This window comes from Bacillus sp. z14 (2026), assembly GCF_058313575.1.
The window spans coordinates 121,450-139,529 of record NZ_JBZFQK010000002.1; the positions used below are offsets into that span (position 1 = coordinate 121,450).

General features: G+C 36.4%; 19 protein-coding genes. 10 read left to right on the plus strand and 9 right to left on the minus strand.

The genetic code is table 11. The features are described 5' to 3' along the window. Positions 1–103: 103 nt before the first annotated feature. Complete coding sequence (locus tag AC4G3O_RS06535) at positions 104–469, minus strand: YtxH domain-containing protein (RefSeq protein WP_139891499.1); 366 nt, start codon at positions 467–469, stop codon at positions 104–106. A 258-nt stretch (positions 470–727) separates the two neighbouring features. On the opposite strand from AC4G3O_RS06535, the gene yhzF reads away from it, so the two are divergent. Further along, positions 728–913 (plus strand): membrane protein YhzF, encoded by a 186-nt coding sequence (gene yhzF, locus AC4G3O_RS06540; RefSeq protein WP_066101870.1) that lies wholly within the window; start codon positions 728–730, stop codon positions 911–913. Positions 914–973: 60 nt separating this feature from the next. Here yhzF and AC4G3O_RS06545 read toward each other — a convergent pair whose 3' ends face one another. The 4 genes from AC4G3O_RS06545 to AC4G3O_RS06560 all read right to left on the minus strand — a co-directional run bounded on the left by AC4G3O_RS06545 (position 974) and on the right by AC4G3O_RS06560 (position 4,595). Next, a complete protein-coding gene (locus AC4G3O_RS06545; protein ID WP_066101867.1) occupies positions 974–1,489 on the minus strand; it encodes a tryptophan transporter in 516 nt (171 codons plus the stop codon). A 115-nt stretch (positions 1,490–1,604) separates the two neighbouring features. Beyond that, positions 1,605–2,684 (minus strand): 3-phosphoserine/phosphohydroxythreonine transaminase, encoded by a 1,080-nt coding sequence (serC, locus tag AC4G3O_RS06550; protein WP_066101865.1) that lies wholly within the window; start codon positions 2,682–2,684, stop codon positions 1,605–1,607. Positions 2,685–2,994: 310 nt separating this feature from the next. Beyond that, the gene (locus tag AC4G3O_RS06555) at positions 2,995–3,852 is read right to left on the minus strand and encodes a glycosyltransferase family 8 protein (protein WP_491135984.1); all 858 of its coding nucleotides are present in this window, start codon (positions 3,850–3,852) and stop codon (positions 2,995–2,997) included. A gap of 320 nt (positions 3,853–4,172) precedes the next feature. After that, complete coding sequence (locus AC4G3O_RS06560; protein WP_066101859.1) at positions 4,173–4,595, minus strand: HIT family protein; 423 nt, start codon at positions 4,593–4,595, stop codon at positions 4,173–4,175. A gap of 520 nt (positions 4,596–5,115) precedes the next feature. Between AC4G3O_RS06560 and AC4G3O_RS06565 the strand changes: the two genes are divergently transcribed. From AC4G3O_RS06565 to AC4G3O_RS06575, 3 genes are read left to right on the plus strand one after another with little or no spacing between them, the layout of a single operon-like run. After that, a complete protein-coding gene (locus AC4G3O_RS06565) occupies positions 5,116–5,856 on the plus strand; it encodes an ABC transporter ATP-binding protein (protein ID WP_066101856.1) in 741 nt (246 codons plus the stop codon). After that, on the plus strand, positions 5,849–7,048 hold the full coding sequence (locus AC4G3O_RS06570; protein ID WP_491135985.1) for an ABC transporter permease: 1,200 nt from the start codon (positions 5,849–5,851) through the stop codon (positions 7,046–7,048). The genes AC4G3O_RS06565 and AC4G3O_RS06570 overlap by 8 nt, the downstream gene beginning before the upstream one ends. A 19-nt stretch (positions 7,049–7,067) precedes the next feature. Continuing rightward, positions 7,068–7,793: an EcsC family protein gene (locus AC4G3O_RS06575; protein ID WP_066101850.1), complete on the plus strand. Its 726-nt coding sequence runs from the start codon at positions 7,068–7,070 to the stop codon at positions 7,791–7,793. Between the two features lie 109 nt (positions 7,794–7,902). Here the strand turns inward: AC4G3O_RS06575 and AC4G3O_RS06580 are convergent, their stop codons facing one another. Next, the gene (locus tag AC4G3O_RS06580; RefSeq protein ID WP_139891496.1) at positions 7,903–9,087 is read right to left on the minus strand and encodes a M20 metallopeptidase family protein; all 1,185 of its coding nucleotides are present in this window, start codon (positions 9,085–9,087) and stop codon (positions 7,903–7,905) included. Positions 9,088–9,292: 205 nt separating this feature from the next. After that, complete coding sequence (locus AC4G3O_RS06585; protein WP_066101844.1) at positions 9,293–9,787, minus strand: hypothetical protein; 495 nt, start codon at positions 9,785–9,787, stop codon at positions 9,293–9,295. Positions 9,788–10,074: 287 nt separating this feature from the next. Between AC4G3O_RS06585 and hemE the strand changes: the two genes are divergently transcribed. The 4 genes from hemE to AC4G3O_RS06605 all read left to right on the plus strand — a co-directional run bounded on the left by hemE (position 10,075) and on the right by AC4G3O_RS06605 (position 14,296). Next, positions 10,075–11,136 carry a uroporphyrinogen decarboxylase gene (gene hemE, locus AC4G3O_RS06590; RefSeq protein ID WP_066101841.1) on the plus strand — a complete coding sequence of 354 codons (1,062 nt, stop codon included), beginning with the start codon at positions 10,075–10,077 and terminating at the stop codon, positions 11,134–11,136. Further along, positions 11,136–12,074 carry a ferrochelatase gene (hemH, locus tag AC4G3O_RS06595; RefSeq protein ID WP_491135986.1) on the plus strand — a complete coding sequence of 313 codons (939 nt, stop codon included), beginning with the start codon at positions 11,136–11,138 and terminating at the stop codon, positions 12,072–12,074. Before hemE ends, hemH begins: the two co-directional genes overlap by 1 nt. 29 nt (positions 12,075–12,103) lie before the next feature. After that, entirely contained in the window at positions 12,104–13,537 is a 1,434-nt protein-coding gene (hemY, locus tag AC4G3O_RS06600; protein ID WP_139891494.1) for a protoporphyrinogen oxidase, read from the plus strand. Between the two features lie 228 nt (positions 13,538–13,765). Further along, on the plus strand, positions 13,766–14,296 hold the full coding sequence (locus AC4G3O_RS06605) for a GNAT family N-acetyltransferase (protein WP_490558836.1): 531 nt from the start codon (positions 13,766–13,768) through the stop codon (positions 14,294–14,296). A 302-nt stretch (positions 14,297–14,598) separates the two neighbouring features. On the opposite strand, the gene AC4G3O_RS06610 is transcribed toward AC4G3O_RS06605, so the two are convergent. Together AC4G3O_RS06610 and yhfH are read right to left on the minus strand one after the other, a co-directional pair. Next, on the minus strand, positions 14,599–14,733 hold the full coding sequence (locus tag AC4G3O_RS06610; RefSeq protein ID WP_257468976.1) for a hypothetical protein: 135 nt from the start codon (positions 14,731–14,733) through the stop codon (positions 14,599–14,601). A gap of 994 nt (positions 14,734–15,727) precedes the next feature. Next, positions 15,728–15,862: a protein YhfH gene (gene yhfH / locus AC4G3O_RS06615; RefSeq protein ID WP_077247967.1), complete on the minus strand. Its 135-nt coding sequence runs from the start codon at positions 15,860–15,862 to the stop codon at positions 15,728–15,730. A 348-nt stretch (positions 15,863–16,210) separates the two neighbouring features. Between yhfH and AC4G3O_RS06620 the strand changes: the two genes are divergently transcribed. Continuing rightward, positions 16,211–16,948, plus strand: a complete 738-nt coding sequence (locus AC4G3O_RS06620) for an MBL fold metallo-hydrolase (protein ID WP_491135987.1) — start codon at positions 16,211–16,213, stop codon at positions 16,946–16,948. Positions 16,949–16,966: 18 nt separating this feature from the next. Then, positions 16,967–17,956, plus strand: a complete 990-nt coding sequence (gene lplA, locus AC4G3O_RS06625) for a lipoate--protein ligase (RefSeq protein WP_066101822.1) — start codon at positions 16,967–16,969, stop codon at positions 17,954–17,956. Positions 17,957–18,080 lie beyond the last annotated feature (124 nt).

Below are 18,080 nucleotides of genomic sequence, written 5' to 3' on the forward strand. Positions count from 1 at the left end.
TCAATTTATCTTACTGATTTATTATCCTTATAAAATATTAAATAACAAAAATGGTAATTTGCCAAATTTTTAGTTTTTTTACCGAGATTTTCTTGGCGCTGAGTTATTTTGTAGTGAGCGGAGATATAGCTGTTTCAAGCTCCTGGATGGCTGTTTCAACATCATTAATTTGGACTTGAATAGCACTTGTGTGTGCCTGGCTGTCTTGTTTCCATTCTTCCAATGCTTCTTTTACACCTTTTACGAACACTTGAATCTGTGTCTTGCTGACCGCGGTTGCAGATACGGATTCGTTCTTTAACTGGACGATACTTCTTTTTACATCCTGAAGAAGGTCCATAGTCTCATCTTTCGATTGTTTAAGCTTCAATCTGAGCTCTTGTCCGGATGAAGGAGTGCTTAACAATACTGAGACTCCAGCTACTGTAAACCCGGAAATAAAACCAATTAATAATGATTTTCCTTTCATTGCTATTCACCTCAATTTTATCTTTCCATAACAGATTTCTACATAAAGTTAAAATACCCTTTAAAATTATTCCTTATATTTAACAATTCCTTTTTTTATATTATTTTAAACGTAAAAAGCTATTTTCGGAAACTATTTTTGGAAAAAAATTCATTTGTTTTTAGGTTATACCTTATTTTTCATCCAGTATTATGTTATTTCATATAAATATTGAATGTGCATACAATTAGATATGTAGATGAAAAGGAGGAGGAGGAAGTGTCATTATTTTTACTCATATTAATTCTCTTCAGTGGGTTTATAAGTATATTGTTTTACTCAATCATTTCTCTGGGAAAAGGAGGCGTATATCCAGCTAGACGTGTACTAAAGAAGAGGATTCATATGAGTGGAATATGGGCTTCAGTTCTTCTTTTGGTATTAATCTTAATATGGAAGTTGTAGATAGTAGAGGAACGTAAAAAGAGGATGTTAACCTTTTATGGTTTGCATCCTCTTGTTCTATTAGTTAACTGCTATATTCGAGCGTTTTAAAATGCCGCTGGCAATGGGGTGTATAAGGGCCATTACGACAGTATTAACAACTGTTGCAGGTAAGACTACGCCAGCTGCCAAAGCTAGAAATGGTCCAGGTAATCCAACGATCAGATAGGCCGATCCAAGAAATAGCATGCCGGATACCAGTGTACCTATAAAAGTCAGTACAAGTGAAAAGGCAAAGGTTTTGCCTAACTTTTGAACGATACTAAAAATAGCATATATAAGTAAAGCAGTGAAAAATTTATCAATCAGATTTGGAATTAATCCTCCAGGGAAAGTAGTGGTCAATCCGGATATGACCCCGGTTACGCTGCCTAACAGTACCGTGCTTTTCAAATCAGGGAATAAAAATATCCCTAGGAACATCATAATCAGCATAAGGTCTGGCTTCATCCCAAACACAATTCCCGGCATGACAGTGTGCAATACAGTACCAATTCCAACTAGCAGTGATAAAGTCACCAAATTCTTCGTATTCACTTCTCATCTCTCCTATTCTAAGCTTATCTCATTTTCTTCTCCGATTGTGCACTCGTTGCCAACCGCGAAAAGGTTATATAGAGTATATCACCCATTAGCAATATTTAACACATTGTTAATGCTTATTTTTAAAATTATTCATGAAGTCGGCCAGCTTTTGGCAGTGCTCAATCGGAACTGCATTATAGATAGATGCCCTGCATCCTCCAATGGAACGGTGGCCCGCCAAACCGACGAAGCCAGCATTCTTGGACTCTTGAATGAATAGGTCGGATAATTCTTTAGTAGGAAGAGTAAAGGTGATGTTCATGGTTGAGCGGCTATCTTTCTCGGCATGGCCACTGTAAAATCCGTTACTCTCGTCTATTGTCTGATAAATGATCTGGGCTTTTTGTGAATTTATTTTTTCTATTTCGTCAACACCGCCTTTATCTTTTGTCCACTCAAGGACTAAGGCCAATAAATAGATGGCCAAAGTCGGCGGTGTGTTATATAAAGACTTTGAAGCCGCATAAGTATCATAAGAGAGCATGGTTGGTAATTGCTGATGTTCTTTAATTAAGTCATCCCGGATAATCACGACTGTGACGCCAGATGGACCTAGGTTTTTTTGAGCACCTGCATAAATCAGTCCAAAATCAGTTATGTTAATTCGCCTGCTTAAAATGTCGCTGGACATATCTGCAATCAGAGGAACTGTATTTGTTTTGGGGAATTCCTGCCACTGAGTGCCGTAAATGGTATTATTACTGGTGATATGCAGATAGGCAGCATCAGGTTTCAAAGAAATATTGTTATGTTCAGGAATACGCTTATAATTTATATCCTTAGTGGAAGCGGCAATTTCTGTGTGTCCAATTTTACGAGCCTCTTTTAAAGCTTTTTCAGACCAGGATCCAGTCAAAATATAGCTTGCGCATTTATCGGGTGAAAGAAGATTCATAGGTACCATAGAAAATTGAAGACTAGCTCCGCCTTGTAAAAATAGTACTTCATAATTATCAGGAATATCTAATAGCTCTTTCAATAAATGGGTAGCTTTTGAATGCACTTTGTCATATTCTTTGCTGCGATGGCTTAATTCCATAACAGACATATGGCTGCCTTCAAAGTTCATCCACTCCTGTTTAGCCTTCAATAATACTTCTTCCGGTAATGCAGCAGGACCGGCATTAAAATTGTAAGCACGTGTCATGATTATTCCCCTTCCGATATCGCGATTCTTTACTTAGTCCCCTCTAATACTTTTCAGTACTAAAGTGAGTGAATTCCCCCATATTCTACATCAAAAGATGATAAAAATAAATAAATAATCAGACTATTTCGTTTACTCGAAAGGGGATTGCTTTATATATCAAAGATATCATGCTTCCTCCATGTATCTTCCTAAGGTTAGGAAGAAATATCGAAACTCATAAAAGCAAACTAAAAAGCACCTCATCCGAGATGCTTTGAGTAGAGTGATATCGTTATTTCGAAGCATCATTTTGAAGCTCCGACATTCCTTAAGGCAATTTAGCAATTTTTTGCTCAGCAATATTAGGCTCACGAAATGCCATTTTGTCATAGTGTTTATATAGAGCATGAAATATGCCGTTGTAGTTTTGCTTCCATGGCTTTTTCTTTCCGCAAAAGTGAAGGAACACAGTGTGATGTATTACATAATCCATATCTAGCTTACCATTGGATGTTAATTTATAATAACTGAAGAATCTTGCATCATAATTATAAATCGTTTCTTCTAACTTTTTAATAGATTTGGAGTAAAGTGCGTTTAAGACATCCTGATCGGGTAAGATTAATTTTTGCTTATTCTCTTCTACAAATTTAAAAATATCTTCTTCCTTTATTACTTTTCGCTGCTCTTTTAAATTCATTAACAATACACCTGAATTGTAATAAGCATCTATTTCATATGGTAATAAACGGATTTGATTAATCTCTTTTATCGATATTTTATCATGGCAGGCAGCAGCATATAAATGCTCCCCTAGGTCCATCTCATAAATTTCATCTACAGAATTTAAAACAAGAATATCTGGGTCCAGATATAGGATTCTGTCCATTTCTTTCGGAAGGAATTTGAAGGCCAATAATCTATAATACATTTCTTTTGTATAATGCTTGAGAATAGGTGCCTCTTCGAAATGTTTACCATCCACTTGAATATTTATAAGCTCACTTCCATTTGCCTGAACAAATCGTTCTAAAGAATGGAATTCTTCTGTTTTAATATCCGTATGCATGATAAAGACTTTAAATGTCCTGTGTGGGTTATTTAGGAATAGGGATTGAAGCATTACTTTAAGTGGTCTTAAATAAGTAGAATTTAACGTAACCAATATATTAGTCACTATAATCATCCTTTCAAGACTATTATTTTTACTAATACCTCCAGTTTTACTAATGGAGAGGTATATAGTAGATCTAATAATCAAAAAATAAATAATATAGAAATAATATAGTACACTTTTTAAATAGTAATCAAATCATTATATCTACTAAAAATTACGTATTATTGTAATTCTAACAATAAAGGTAACTATAGCTATATATTACCTGGGATTTTAAAAATAGTTTGTTAAATGTGAGCAGTATACAATAATTATTTTATTTACGGCTATACTCTATAAGAAAAATGGCTGTCCTATGGAGGGCAGCCATTATCATTATTGCTTATCAATTATTGAATATGCTGATTGATTGATGCAGCAATATTAGCGAGGTCTTCGCCCGTATATTCACTTGTATGTGTTTTCCAAACAGCGCCAAACCCATCGTTTTGTCCATAGCGTGGAATCAAGTGGATGTGGAAGTGGAATACGGATTGTCCAGCATGTTCACCATTATTATTTAGAACATTCATTCCGATCGGTTGATATTCCTGCTTCAAGGCGCGAGTTATTTTTGGAACTACCTGGAACACATGGCTTGCTATTTCAGGAGTTAATTCATAAACATTTTCTTTATGTACTTTTGGGATGACGAGAGTATGTCCCTTAGTGACCTGGCTTATATCTAAAAATGCCATCACATGCTCATCTTCGTATACTTTTGCAGAGGGGATATCACCTTTAATAATTTTACAAAATATACAATCTTCCATGGTTAACATCCTTTCTATTTATTGATTCATTATGTATTAGTGTAGCACAGACAAAAACGGGAAAAAAGGAAAGGGACGCAACATATAATGTTACGCCCCTAAGTCCTCGAGGGGAAGCTTAATTCCTGGATATTCTTACAGAATCTTCTCTGACAATTACTCCAATCGTTTAGATGAAGCAATTTTGTCGTTTTCCCATGTTATGTCCAATGCAACCATCCCCTTAACACTTGGAATTATTGATCCCAATTTCAGGTTCTAGGCCTTTAGCGAACACCCCATTTTCGAAAGAAGTACACTGATCAAACCCTAGGTTAAAGCCTTACGTTATCGCGAACCAACACCCCATTTATCAATGAAGTAAAGTGAATGTTGTTCCCCTCTGATTATAGATTGCCCATGTTTTTTCCTAATATACATATTAAATGTCCAAAAAAGTTCCACATTTACTTTTAGCGTTTTCCGTTTTAGGAACCGTTTGTTACAATGATAGGGAGAAAAAGAAAAGGAGACTGTCTCTATGTCATTGCTTGAAATTAATCATATAACAGGCGGTTACACAAAAACACCTGTATTAAAAGACGTGAGTTTTGAAGTGAAACCCAATGAACTTGTCGCATTGATTGGATTAAATGGGGCAGGGAAATCAACGATCATCAAACATATTATTGGTTTAATGACACCGAAAAATGGCGAAATCAAGATAAATGGAAGCCAGTTTAAGGATGATAAAGACAACTATCGCAAACAATTTTCATTTGTGCCTGAAACCCCTATCTTATATGAAGAACTGACTTTGGAAGAGCATTTAAAATTGACTGCTATGGCCTATGGTATAGAAGAGTCTGTTTATCAAGAAAGAGTCGAAAAGCTATTAAAGGAATATCGAATGGAAAAAAGGCTGAAATGGTTTCCAGCTCACTTTTCCAAAGGGATGAAGCAAAAAGTAATGATCATGTGTGCATTTCTTGCTGAGCCTTCTTTATATATTGTTGACGAACCATTTGTTGGGCTTGATCCGATTGCCATCCAATCCTTATTGGATATGATGAAGGATATGAAAAATCAGGGGGCAGGAATCTTAATGTCTACCCACATCTTGGCTACGGCTGAAAAATATTGTGACTCCTTTATCATTCTTCATGAAGGTGAGGTACGGGCTAAAGGAAATATTGAAGATTTACGCAATCAATTTAACATGCCTGGAGCTTCCCTGGATGATATTTATCTGCAATTGACAAAGGAAGATCGCCATGAATAGGGAAACATTGTGGAAGGACCGTTTTAATAATTATCTGAAGGAGACAACTAAATACTTGCGGTTCATATTTAATGGACATCTGGTCTTTGTAATGATTATTCTGCTGGGAGGAGCGGGGTTCTATTACAGTGAATGGCTTAAAACATTAAGTCCTGATTTTCCAACCGTATGGATTATGGCGATTCTCTTAGGATTAGTTACAACAATTAGCCCGGTTTCAACGTTTTTCCGCGATCCGGACATAGTGTTCTTACTGCCAATCGAGTCAAAATTATCATCCTATATAAAAAAATCGATCATATTTAGCTTAGTCATGCAGGGCTATATTCTTATCATGGTTCTGGCTGTATTAATGCCAATGTATATGCAAACAATGCAAGAACAAACGGTATCCTTCTTGTGGATGCTCCTATCTTTGTTGATTGTAAAGGGGATTAATCTTTGTTCGCGCTGGTTCGTTTTGTACTATAGGGAAAAAAGTGCATCTTTCGTTGATGGATTAGTCCGTTTCGTCCTAAATGCGGCTTTTGTGTATTTTCTTGTTAAGAATGAGTCTTTTCTTTTTATGGGAATTGTCCTCCTTCTTTTAGGAGGGCTTTGCTTCTATTATTGGAAAAGCACAAGAGAGGAAAGTTTACATTGGGAAAAGCTGATTGAGCTAGAGAATGGAAGAATGGCTGCTTTTTATCGAGTAGCAAATTTGTTTACGGATGTTCCAAAATTACGTGAAAAAATCTCAGAGAGAAGATGGCTTGGTGGTGTTATGACTCTTCTTTCGGGTAAGTCTAACAATCCATTCAGCTATTTATATGCCAGAACATTTGTAAGAGCGAATGACTATCTAGGTTTATTTGTGAGGTTAACTTTCATTGCGGCTGTTTTATTCCTGTTTACAGATCTGGGATGGGGAACATTATTTATTGCGATTCTCTTTTTATATATAACAGGTTTACAGCTCCTGCCAATCTGGCATCATCATGATCAAAAAATGGTGATGGATCTTTATCCATTGCATACAGATTATAGAAGGAAGGCTGTTCTTAGACTGCTCATTACCGTTCTAGTTATTCAAAATTTAATTTTCTTTATGACGGTTCTGATTGGTGCAGGAGTTAAATTGGCAATTGTAACATTAGTGAGTGGTTTTGCGTTCATTTTCATTTTCAGACCGTATGCAATGAAAAAAGTGTGAGTGGCATTGGAGGTTTTGTATGTCATCTGAACGGTACGAGGAAAGAGCCAAGCAGGATTTGATGTTATGGAAGAAGAAAATCAGCGCTAAGCCAAGTATGGCAATGCGTATCTCCAAACAGGCCCAAACGGCAATTAATCAAAAGATACCTCAAAAAGTACATGATATAATTAGCTCTTCTATTAAAACAATGGTGGACGGCGTATTATACGGTTCAACCTATTTTAAGAAAGTAGACCATGTTGGGAATACGCTCGAGGAAAAGGAAGAGCTGGCTCAATCTATGCTGAATATATATAGAAGAACAGCAGTCATTGAAGGAGCGGGAACAGGGGCAGGAGGAATATTGCTTGGTCTATCGGACTTTCCACTGCTTCTATCTATAAAAATAAAGTATCTATTTAGTATCTCTCAGCTTTATGGTTTTGACCCAAGAAAATGGGAGGAAAGAGTATTTATCCTGTTAGTATTCCAGCTTGCTTTTTCTTCTTTAGAAAAAAGGAAAGAGCTTCTCCCAGTGATTGAAGACTGGGAAAACAAAAAAGGATTGTACCAGGAAATTGATTGGCAAAGCTTTCAGCAGGAGTACCGGGATTCGATTGACTTTATAAAAATGATGCAGTTGGTGCCGGGAATCGGCGCAATTGTAGGAGCCTGGGCCAATCATCAGCTGCTTGAACAATTGGGTGAAACGGCAAAACACGCTTATCAAATGAGATGGTTTACTGAAGAGGAAATGGGCTGAAAATAAAATTATTAGGCTTAAAAACTGGCATCGATTAAAGATATGCCAGTTTTTTCTGTTTTTCATATTAAAATGTCGAAGATAAAATTTGCTGGTGGAAGTAAGGGGATTAGAAATAGCGCCATTCCTGAAAACCGATGGCTGCACTGCCCAAGGTCTTTGCGGCAATTAACATGGCTTTCTCATTAAAATCGAATAAAGGATGGTGGTGTGGATAAGGGTGATCTGTGTTCTCGGGAGCAGCGCCTGTAAAAAACATAGATCCTCTGACCTGTTGAAGATAGTACGAGAAATCCTCTCCTACCAACAGGGGTGTAAGTTTTTTTATGTTTTCGCATCCGACGATTTCGGTTGCCTTATATTCAATATAGTCAGTCTCTGATGGATGATTAATGGTTGGAGGATATCCTCTGAAGTATCTCAGTTCATATTGGCAGTTATTTGCCAGGCAGACACCTTGAACAATTCGTTCAATTTCCTCAATAATTTGTTCTTGAACTTCTGATTCAAAGGTTCGGACAGTACCTTCTAAAAAGGCTTTATCAGGTATGATATTAAATGCTTCCCCAGCTTTAAATTTCCCGATTGTTAAAACGGCTGCTTCCATTGGATCAATTCTTCTGCTCGTTATAGTTTGCAGGAGAGATACGATTTCTGACGCAATGACCAATGAGTCTTTTGAAGTATGAGGCTCTGCCCCATGACCACCCTGACCGTATATGGTCACTTTAAACCGATCGGCAGTGGCGGTTATTGGGCCAGGGCTTATATAAATAGATCCAGTAGGGAATGGAGACCAAAGATGTGTTCCAAAAATGGCATCTACACCATCAAGGCAGCCATCTTCAATCATAAATTTTGCCCCACCGGGAGCAAGTTCTTCTGCATGCTGATGTATAAAGACATATGTTCCTTCCAACAGATGCTGCATTTCTTTAATCGCTTTGGCCAATATTAGCAATAAAGCTGTGTGTCCGTCATGGCCACAGGCATGCATGACTCCAGGGACTGTTGAGCGGTAAGAGACATTTTTTCCATCCTGGATGGGGAGGGCATCAAAATCTGCACGCAGGGCAACTGTTCTGCCAGGGGATTTACCATGTATGGTCGCCACAATCCCGCCACCTCCAACATTGCTTCGGATAGGGACATTTAATTCTTTATAAAAATTTTTTATGAATTGTACTGTTTTCTTTTCATGAAAGGAAAGCTCAGGGTGCTTATGCAAATAACGGCGAATGGCCACCATTTCTTTGAAATCATCTTCTAATCTTTGAAATAGCTCCTTTTCCATATAATCCCCCTAATTAAATGACATGGTTTCCTAGTATCCTTATTTACATAATTAACCATTATTAAACTAAATTTAGTAAAACTTCTATAAGTTTAGTAGATTGACATTTTAAAAAAAGGATAAACAATGATTAAGGAGCCAAATAGATGATATGTCAGTATGGTTATCATTGTAGACGGTTTTCAAATATGATAATTGCCTTCCCCTACTTGTTTTCTTCTTTGTAAGCATGAAAGGTGACAGTGTAAGGACTGCCTGTAAACAATACCTGTGTGTTAAAAAGGCTGGACTTATTTGGGACTAGTGCACTTGTATCCCCTTTTGCATAGGCCTGTTCGTTCTTCCAGTTTGTCAAAACAACATAGGTATCAGATTTGATAGGGCTAAGTATACGCATCGCATGGATCCCAGTTTCATTTTTGATAGACACTAATTTATTTTTAAGGTCAAATTCAAATGCAGGCCGATCTTCAATAGAAACAGGTATATTATGTAGAGCATAAAATCCTTCTTGTTTAAGTGGACCGAATCCATCCAAAACTTCGAACTTTCTTGCTGAAGAAAAGATTGTTTTCTGATCCGTTTCATGAATCAGAGCGGCAGTTTTAGGATTGTTCAATAAAATAAGAGGTAAATTTGCTCGTTTATCTTGTATCCTTTTTAAAAAGCTGAAGGTTCCTGTCGTTATATAGAAGTTCATTATTTGCCCCCTGATTAGATATTTTAGTATAATGGAGTCGTTAGTTAATAGTAATTATTCTAATTTGTAACATTTTATTTACCCATTATTAGTTAAGTCATAACCTACATTGCTGTTAGGTAAGGAGCATTTAACTATAATGGTTTAAATTAAGTCTATTTTTTGACAATTTTTTCACGATTATATACAAGGAAAGGCTGAAAGGATATAGTTGTTATTGATGCCTAAACGATGTAATTCAGGAAAAAAATATAAAATATATAGTAAAAAAGAGGGGCGGAGCGGCTTTGAGACAAAAATTCAATGATACCTTCCTAAAAGCAATTAATAAAGAGAAGGTAAATCACACTCCAGTATGGTATATGAGACAGGCGGGAAGATCTCAGCCTGAATACCGAAAAATTAAAGAAAAATATTCCTTATTTGAAATTACTCATCAACCTGAATTAGCAGCCTATGTAACTCGACTACCGGTTGAACAATACGATGTAGATGCAGCTATTCTATATAAAGATATTATGTCTCCGCTGCCTGGAATTGGTGTACAGGTTGACATTAAATCAGGAATTGGTCCGGTTATCGACAATCCAATTCAATCATTAGCCGATGTCGAAAAGCTTGGTGAATTAAATCCAGAAGAAGATGTTCCTTATATTCTCGATACGATTAAACTGTTGACTGAAGAACAATTATCCGTCCCGTTAATCGGATTTTCAGGAGCTCCTTTCACAATCGCAAGTTACATGATTGAAGGCGGTCCTTCTAAGAATTATACAAAAACAAAAGCATTTATGTATACCGAACCAAAGGCATGGTTTGCATTAATGGATAAGCTGGCAGATACCATTATTATCTATGTGAAAGCTCAAGTAAAAGCAGGCGCAAAAGCAATCCAAATATTTGATTCATGGGTCGGTGCCTTAAATGTTCAAGACTACCAATACTATATTAAACCAATTATGAATCGGATATTCACAGAACTTAGGGAAGTGCGAGTTCCTTTGATTATGTTCGGTGTGGGAGCAAGCCATTTGGCTAAGGAATGGAATAGCCTTCCACTTGATGTTGTCGGTCTTGACTGGAGGCTGTCCATTACTGAAGCAAGAAATATCGGAATAAACAAAACAGTAATGGGAAATCTTGATCCGGCATTGCTTACCTCATCCTGGGATGCCATTGAGAAGAAGGCAAAAGAGATTATCGAACAGGGATTACAGGAACCGGGTCATGTATTTAACCTTGGACATGGGGTCTTCCCAGAGGTAAATCCTGAAGTTCTAAAACGCCTGACTGCATTTATACATGAGTATTCTGCAACTATCATCACATCAAAAGGAGAGGCTGAATAATGGCACATACAAAGAAAAAAATCGGTTTATTAGTAATGGCATACGGTACACCTTATAAGGAAGATGATATTGAGCGTTATTATACACATATTCGTCACGGAAGAAAGCCGTCTGAAGAAATGCTTGAAGACTTGACTTCAAGATATCGTGCGATTGGCGGGATTTCACCGCTTGGAAAGACAACGGAAGATCAGGCAGCTCATTTGGAAGCAGCGCTAAATAAAGTACAGGATCAATATGAATTTGTAGCTTATATAGGTTTGAAACATATTGAGCCATTTATTGAAGATACTGTTGAAAAAATGCATGCTGACGGAATCACGGAGGCAGTTAGCATTGTGCTTGCACCTCATTATTCCACTTTCAGCATTAAATCATACAATGGACGTGCAAAAGATGTTGCTGATAAATATGGCATGAAAATTACTTCAGTTGAAAGCTGGTACAAAGAACCAAACTTCATTAAATATTGGGTTGACCATGTAAAAGAAGCATTTAATCAAATGACTCCGGAGGAAAGATCAGCAGCGGTATTAATCGTATCTGCACATAGCTTACCTGAAAAAATTAAACAGCTAGGCGATCCATATGAACAGCAATTAGAAGAAACAGCAAAACTGGTTGCTGAAGGAGCAGGCGTTGAAAACTATGCGGTTGGTTGGCAAAGTGCCGGAAATACACCTGATCCATGGCTTGGACCGGATGTTCAGGATTTGACAAGAGATCTTTATGAACAACATGGATATAAAGCGTTTGTCTATACACCGGTTGGCTTTGTGGCTGAGCATTTGGAAGTTCTTTATGACAATGATTATGAATGTAAGGTGGTTACGGATGAGATAGGCGCAACATACTATCGCCCTGCCATGCCGAATACGCATCCTGATTTCATCAATGCCATGGTTGATGCAGTTATGAAAAAAATGAAGCTTAACTGATAACCAACAATGAAAAGAAGGCGATAAAATTGGATTCAACGAAACAAAATATTGCAATCATTGGTGGTGGAATCGCGGGTCTGACGGCAGCCTATTACCTTGATAAAAAAGTAAAGGAAGACAATCTTCCATATAATGTAATTCTAATAGAGTCTACAACTAGGCTTGGCGGTAAAATGCAAACGGTAGAACGTGACGGTTTTGTCATTGAAAGAGGCCCAGATTCATTCTTGGCTCGAAAGAAGAGCATGACAGAATTGGCGAAAGAAGTGGGTCTTGAAAGCACGATTGTTCCAAATTCAACAGGGAAATCTTATATTCTCGTAAAGGATAACCTTCATCCAATTCCGGGTGGATCGGTTATGGGGATTCCTACGGAGATAGGGCCGTTTATTACAACGGGGCTGTTTTCTCTATCAGGTAAAATGAGAGCAGCTATGGATTTTATCCTGCCGCGTTCTAAAGAGCCAGGCGATCAGCCATTAGGGAAATTTTTAAGGCGCCGTCTTGGGGATGAGATAGTGGAGAATCTGGTTGAGCCTCTTCTTTCAGGAATTTATGCAGGCGATCTCGACAAGTTAAGCACAATGTCCACGTTTCCTGATATGCTAAAATTGGAGAAGAAATACAGAAGCATTGTATTGGGTACAAAAAAGAACCGTCCTAAAAAACCAGTATCACAAGACAATAAATCAGCAGCAGATAGCAAAATTGGTATGTTCCGAACCTTTAATAAAGGGCTGCAATCATTGACGGATGCCATTGAAGCAAAGCTTCCAGCAAATCAAATCCTTAAAGGGACAAGAGTTGATGGGATTATTAAAACAGGTGAAGGATATATGCTGACATTAAATAATGGGGATCGGTTACCTGTCATTTCAGCTATATTGGCTACTCCCCATCAGGCTGTTCCGCAAATGCTGCCGGATTATGGGATGTTTGAGCCGTTTAAAGTAATACCTTCCACATCGGTTGCAACGGTATCAATGGCATTTGATGCAAGCGCGATTAAAGAGGATATTGATGGAACAGGATTCCTTGTATCAAGAAACAGTGATTATACGATTACGGCTTGTACATGGACTCATAAAAAATGGCCGCATACTACGCCTCATGGCAAGGTTTTACTGCGCTGTTATGTAGGAAGAGCCGGTGATGAGGTAGTCGTAGACTTATCAGACGGTGAAATTGAACAAATTGTATTGGATGATTTAAACAGAATCATGCAAATTACTGAAAAACCGGATTTCACCATCGTCACTCGTTGGAATGAAGGGATGCCTCAGTACGAAGTCGGTCATTTAGATCGTTTAAAAATGATTAAAGAAAGAATGGACAAGGAGCTTCCGGGAATTTATCTGGCCGGAGCATCCTATAATGGTATTGGAATGCCTGACTGTATTGATCAGGGGATTGCTGCCATGAATCAGGTCCTTACATTTATTAAAGAAAAAAATCTATAACTTTACAAAATAAACAAATCCGATTAATTCCTCTTATTATGGAGAAGAATTAATCGGATTTTTTATATCTTTTTATTGGGCTCTGTTCGTAGATATTGTTTTCTAATTAAACTTACTTCTTATTTAACTATCGGGGGAAGGATTAGCTGGATAGCTAGCTAATTGCAGGAATTTGCCTATAAGGAAACGAATTACCTATCTATTATAAATAATAAGTGAGGAATATTTATGCTGTTTCAAAATGGTAATCTAAAGGTTCGAAGATTAGAAAAAAAGGATAAATATCTATTTGTAAAATGGCTATCAAACCCAACGGTTCTCGAATTTTATGAGGGTAGAGACAACCCATTTAATTTAGAAAAAGTTGAAAAAGCTTTTTATCCACCTGAAGATAGTGAAGTGAGATGTATTGTGGAAATCGATGATACCGAAATTGGATATATTCAATTTTACCAATTGGATGATGACACAAAAAATGACTATGGATTTTTTCAAGAAAATGTTTTTGGTACTGACCAATTTATTGGGGAAATAGATTACTGGAATAAAGGGATTGGAACATTACTTGTATCATCTATGGTTTATTTTTTAACTGAAGAAAAAGGAGCTGAAAGAGTAGTGATGGACCCTCAATTAAGAAATACAAGGGCTATCAGATGCTATGAAAAATGTGGATTTAAAAAGGTTAAAATACTGCCTAAGAATGAATTGCACGAAGGGGAATTTCAGGACTGTTGGTTAATGGAGTACCATAAATAATTTTCCCCTTCAACTATGTGGGGTATTAACCCAAGACGGATTAACGCCCTTTTTATAATACGAAGGACAGTTTAGTTCAAAGGGGATTTTATTAATATCAGTGAATACATTAGATAATTCTATAGTGGTTAATTAAAATAGAGATAACGCAGGCGATTGCAAATAAGGTGTCGCACCCTAGGAGTTAGTTTTACTCTAACTTTTCGGATATGGCACCAAAATAGTCTCTTTTTATTAAGCTATTAGTAATAACCTCTACGAACAGCATTTTGTTTTATAAAAAAGAATCAGCTGAAAAATATTTAATTCTCTTTCAATGCTGCATCCTCAAGATCATGTGAAGATTGTATTAATTTTGTTAAATAGATATTACCTGCCGTTTCACCGATTATTAATAGTATGATAAAAAATATAAAGGCCAGCATCCAGGTTATCATATTCAATCACTCCTTAGCTTCTGAAGTATTATATATGAGTCCTATTACAGCTTTATACCCACATTCAGAAGGAGGCAATCACCTTGAATAATAAAATTGGAGATATGACGATGATTCAATCCCTAGCGGCAACGGGGGAGAACAGATAGCTGTGTAAAAACATAGGCTATCTATTATTTAGAAGGGATTGCATTTTAGAACCTAGTTATTTCTTATCTAAATACAATGAAGACAGTCTAATAACGAAGAAACGCTCAAATGATGTGAACCACCGTTTGAGCGTTTCTTTATAAAGACTGTTTTCATAGAGATTGCTGTTATTGTTACTATTAATCTGAGATGTAAAGGAAGGGCTATACTTGTTATCAACAAACGCTACATCCATGATAGGAATAAAAGATATAGAATTATTTTATTAATGTTTCCCCTGTTAAAATTTTATATAGGTCTGTTGAATCTTGCTTTGATAATTTTATATATTTATCGCTATCGGTAACTATCTCTATATTTTCATTATTAGAGCTAATCCATAGTAGATAGGATGCTAATTTTTCGGAGCTATCTTTATTATTCTTGGAGCGTTTTTAGGACTTATTACAATAGCAAATGGAATTCTTATAGTGTTGATTGGAATTATAAGATGGATTATTGTCTTTTTTCAAAGGGGAGATTAACAATTCTTTCTTCTATAGAACCGAAATTCGAATTGATAAAGGGTTTAAAGCAGAAGCAGACCATTGTTTAGCTATATGTTGAAAAGTTAACATCAATAAAGGATTTCTTACTATAGGAACTCTTATCAAGTGAATTTATAAATGAATGATTTATTTATGTTTTCTTTAAAAATAACCTAAAAAATAACCAGCCATATATAATTGGCTGGTTTTTTGCAAATCGCAAAATAGAGGGAATTTAAAAAATCAGGGACTGTATGAATACAGTCGATATGAGCACCCCAGGATTAAAGGGGATTGCTGCTAACATTATTTAAAGACTATTCAGATACATGACGCAGGCATTTATCACAGACGATTCCGTAGCATTCGTGCTGTTCTTCAATGTTTTCACCGCATTCTGAACATTTCTTAGGGGGCAAATTTCTGAAGAATTCCATAACGTTTCGTACCATGTTTAAAACCTCCGTTTTTTAATTGATTTATAACAGATAATCCATTTTCGAATCTGTTATATAACTGCTTGATAATGTCATTGTATTATAACAGATATGGAAAGTCAACACTGTTTTAAGACAATTTTGAAAAAGATGAAAAAATAGGCTAATTGTTATATATTGAGTGTGAAGCTATATTAGATTTTGCGAAGTCATAACCATGAAATTGGTTATAATTGCATGCAATTAGTGGAAAAGGACAGATTATGAGAAAGAACGATAGGAATTTTATAGCTTATAGATTTCGTTACAGCCATTTGCCAACAAACAATATAAAGTTAGATTGATTTTTAATGGGGGGATAAAATGCGTTTAACAGTTATCGGGTTTTGGGGCGGCTATCCTGGGAAGAAAGAAGCCAGTTCGGGTTATCTGATTGAGCATGAAGGATTTAAATTGCTGCTTGATTGTGGAAGCGGAGTATTATCTCAGTTACAGGAATACATAAGACCAGGCGATTTGGACGCCGTTCTTTTATCACATTTTCATACAGATCATATTGCAGATATAGGGGTCCTGCAGCATGCATTATTAATCGATCAAATGGTAGGAATTGAAAAAGAGCCATTGCCTATATATGCTCATACGGAAGATAAAGCTACAGCTGTTACTCTGACATATAAAAGCCAGACTGTATGGGAACCTATTGTGGAAGGGAAATCTGTTCAAATTGGTCCTTTCCATGTTAAGGCACTTAAGACGAAGCATTCCGTTCCATGCTATGCTTATGTTATTGAAGCAGGGGGCAAAAGATTGGCTTATACGGCAGATACAGCCTATTTTTCTGAACTCGTGTCTTTTTTCAGGGATGCAAATGTTTTACTATGCGAGTGCAATTTTTATGAGGGCATGGATATGGCTGAAAGGGCCGGTCATTTAACCAGCATTCAAGCCGGAGAAATAGCCAGGGATGCAGCAGTTCAAACCTTAATATTGACCCATTTGCCGCACTTCGGGAATCAGAATGATCTGGTAAAGCAAGCCGCAAAAGTCTATAAGGGTGAGATTGATTTAGCCAAGACTGGTTTACAAATTTATATTTAATTTTAGGGGGATTGAGTAATGCTATTTTTAGATAATAGAGGAATAACAGATCCACGTATTAATTTGGCAATTGAGGAGTATGCATTAAAACATTTGGATATTGATGAATCATATTTATTATTTTATATTAATCAGCCATCCATTATTATTGGAAAGAACCAAAATACAATTGAGGAAATCAACAGTGATTATGTAGAAGAGAACGATATTATTGTTGTCCGCAGACTTTCCGGCGGCGGTGCGGTTTACCATGATCTCGGTAATTTGAACTATAGCTTTATCACTAAAGATGATGGTGAAAGCTTCCATAATTATAAGAAGTTCACTGAACCTGTGGTGGAAGCATTGAAGGAACTAGGCGTAAATGCTGAATTAAGTGGTCGTAATGATTTAGTAGTTGGAGAACGCAAAATTTCAGGAAATGCTCAATTTGCCACTAAGGGAAGAATGTTCAGCCATGGAACATTAATGCTTTCCAGTGAAATTGAAAATGTGGTTTCGGCCTTAAAGGTGAAAGAAGATAAAATTAAATCAAAAGGAATAAAATCCATTCGCTCAAGAGTTGCCAATATTTCCGAGTTCCTGTCTGAACCATTGACTATGGAAGAATTCCGCCAAAAGCTACTTGAACATATTTTTGGTGGAATGGAGAATGTACAAGAATATCAATGGACTGATGAAGACTGGAAAAAAATTATGGAAATCTCTGAAGAACGTTATCAACAATGGGATTGGAATTATGGAAAATCACCTAAGTTTAATATTCAGCATTCTCATCGTTTCCCAGTTGGACAAATAGATGTTCGCTTAGAGGTAGCTAAAGGTAAAATTGAGGAATGCAAAATATTTGGTGACTTCTTTGGAGTGGGTGATGTAGAAGAAATCCAAAAACGATTAGTTGGTGTTAGATTTTCAAAATCTGAACTAGAAAATGCATTGAAAGATGTGAATATCAGTCATTATTTTGGAAATATCACAAAAGAGGATTTTGTTAATCTTTTATATTAAATAAAAAGTGAAAATACTTTCTATCAAAAAGCTTCTAATGGGTTAAATCCGTTTGAAGCTTTTTATTTATACAAATAACTATATCAATAAAAATACGATATTTTTGTGAAAACATAAAGGTTAT

Coding starts and splice junctions, on each gene's coding strand:
- serC (WP_066101865.1), bottom strand. CDS start 2,684: ATGACACGTGCTTACAATTTTAATGCCGGTCCTGCTGCATTACCGGAA.
- AC4G3O_RS06585 (WP_066101844.1), bottom strand. CDS start 9,787: ATGAACTTCTATATAACGACAGGAACCTTCAGCTTTTTAAAAAGGATA.
- AC4G3O_RS06570 (WP_491135985.1), top strand. CDS start 5,849: ATGAATAGGGAAACATTGTGGAAGGACCGTTTTAATAATTATCTGAAG.
- AC4G3O_RS06555 (WP_491135984.1), bottom strand. CDS start 3,852: ATGATTATAGTGACTAATATATTGGTTACGTTAAATTCTACTTATTTA.
- AC4G3O_RS06605 (WP_490558836.1), top strand. CDS start 13,766: ATGCTGTTTCAAAATGGTAATCTAAAGGTTCGAAGATTAGAAAAAAAG.
- AC4G3O_RS06575 (WP_066101850.1), top strand. CDS start 7,068: ATGTCATCTGAACGGTACGAGGAAAGAGCCAAGCAGGATTTGATGTTA.
- AC4G3O_RS06620 (WP_491135987.1), top strand. CDS start 16,211: ATGCGTTTAACAGTTATCGGGTTTTGGGGCGGCTATCCTGGGAAGAAA.
- hemH (WP_491135986.1), top strand. CDS start 11,136: ATGGCACATACAAAGAAAAAAATCGGTTTATTAGTAATGGCATACGGT.
- AC4G3O_RS06580 (WP_139891496.1), bottom strand. CDS start 9,087: ATGGAAAAGGAGCTATTTCAAAGATTAGAAGATGATTTCAAAGAAATG.
- AC4G3O_RS06565 (WP_066101856.1), top strand. CDS start 5,116: ATGTCATTGCTTGAAATTAATCATATAACAGGCGGTTACACAAAAACA.
- AC4G3O_RS06610 (WP_257468976.1), bottom strand. CDS start 14,733: ATGATAACCTGGATGCTGGCCTTTATATTTTTTATCATACTATTAATA.
- yhfH (WP_077247967.1), bottom strand. CDS start 15,862: ATGGTACGAAACGTTATGGAATTCTTCAGAAATTTGCCCCCTAAGAAA.
- lplA (WP_066101822.1), top strand. CDS start 16,967: ATGCTATTTTTAGATAATAGAGGAATAACAGATCCACGTATTAATTTG.
- AC4G3O_RS06560 (WP_066101859.1), bottom strand. CDS start 4,595: ATGGAAGATTGTATATTTTGTAAAATTATTAAAGGTGATATCCCCTCT.
- AC4G3O_RS06535 (WP_139891499.1), bottom strand. CDS start 469: ATGAAAGGAAAATCATTATTAATTGGTTTTATTTCCGGGTTTACAGTA.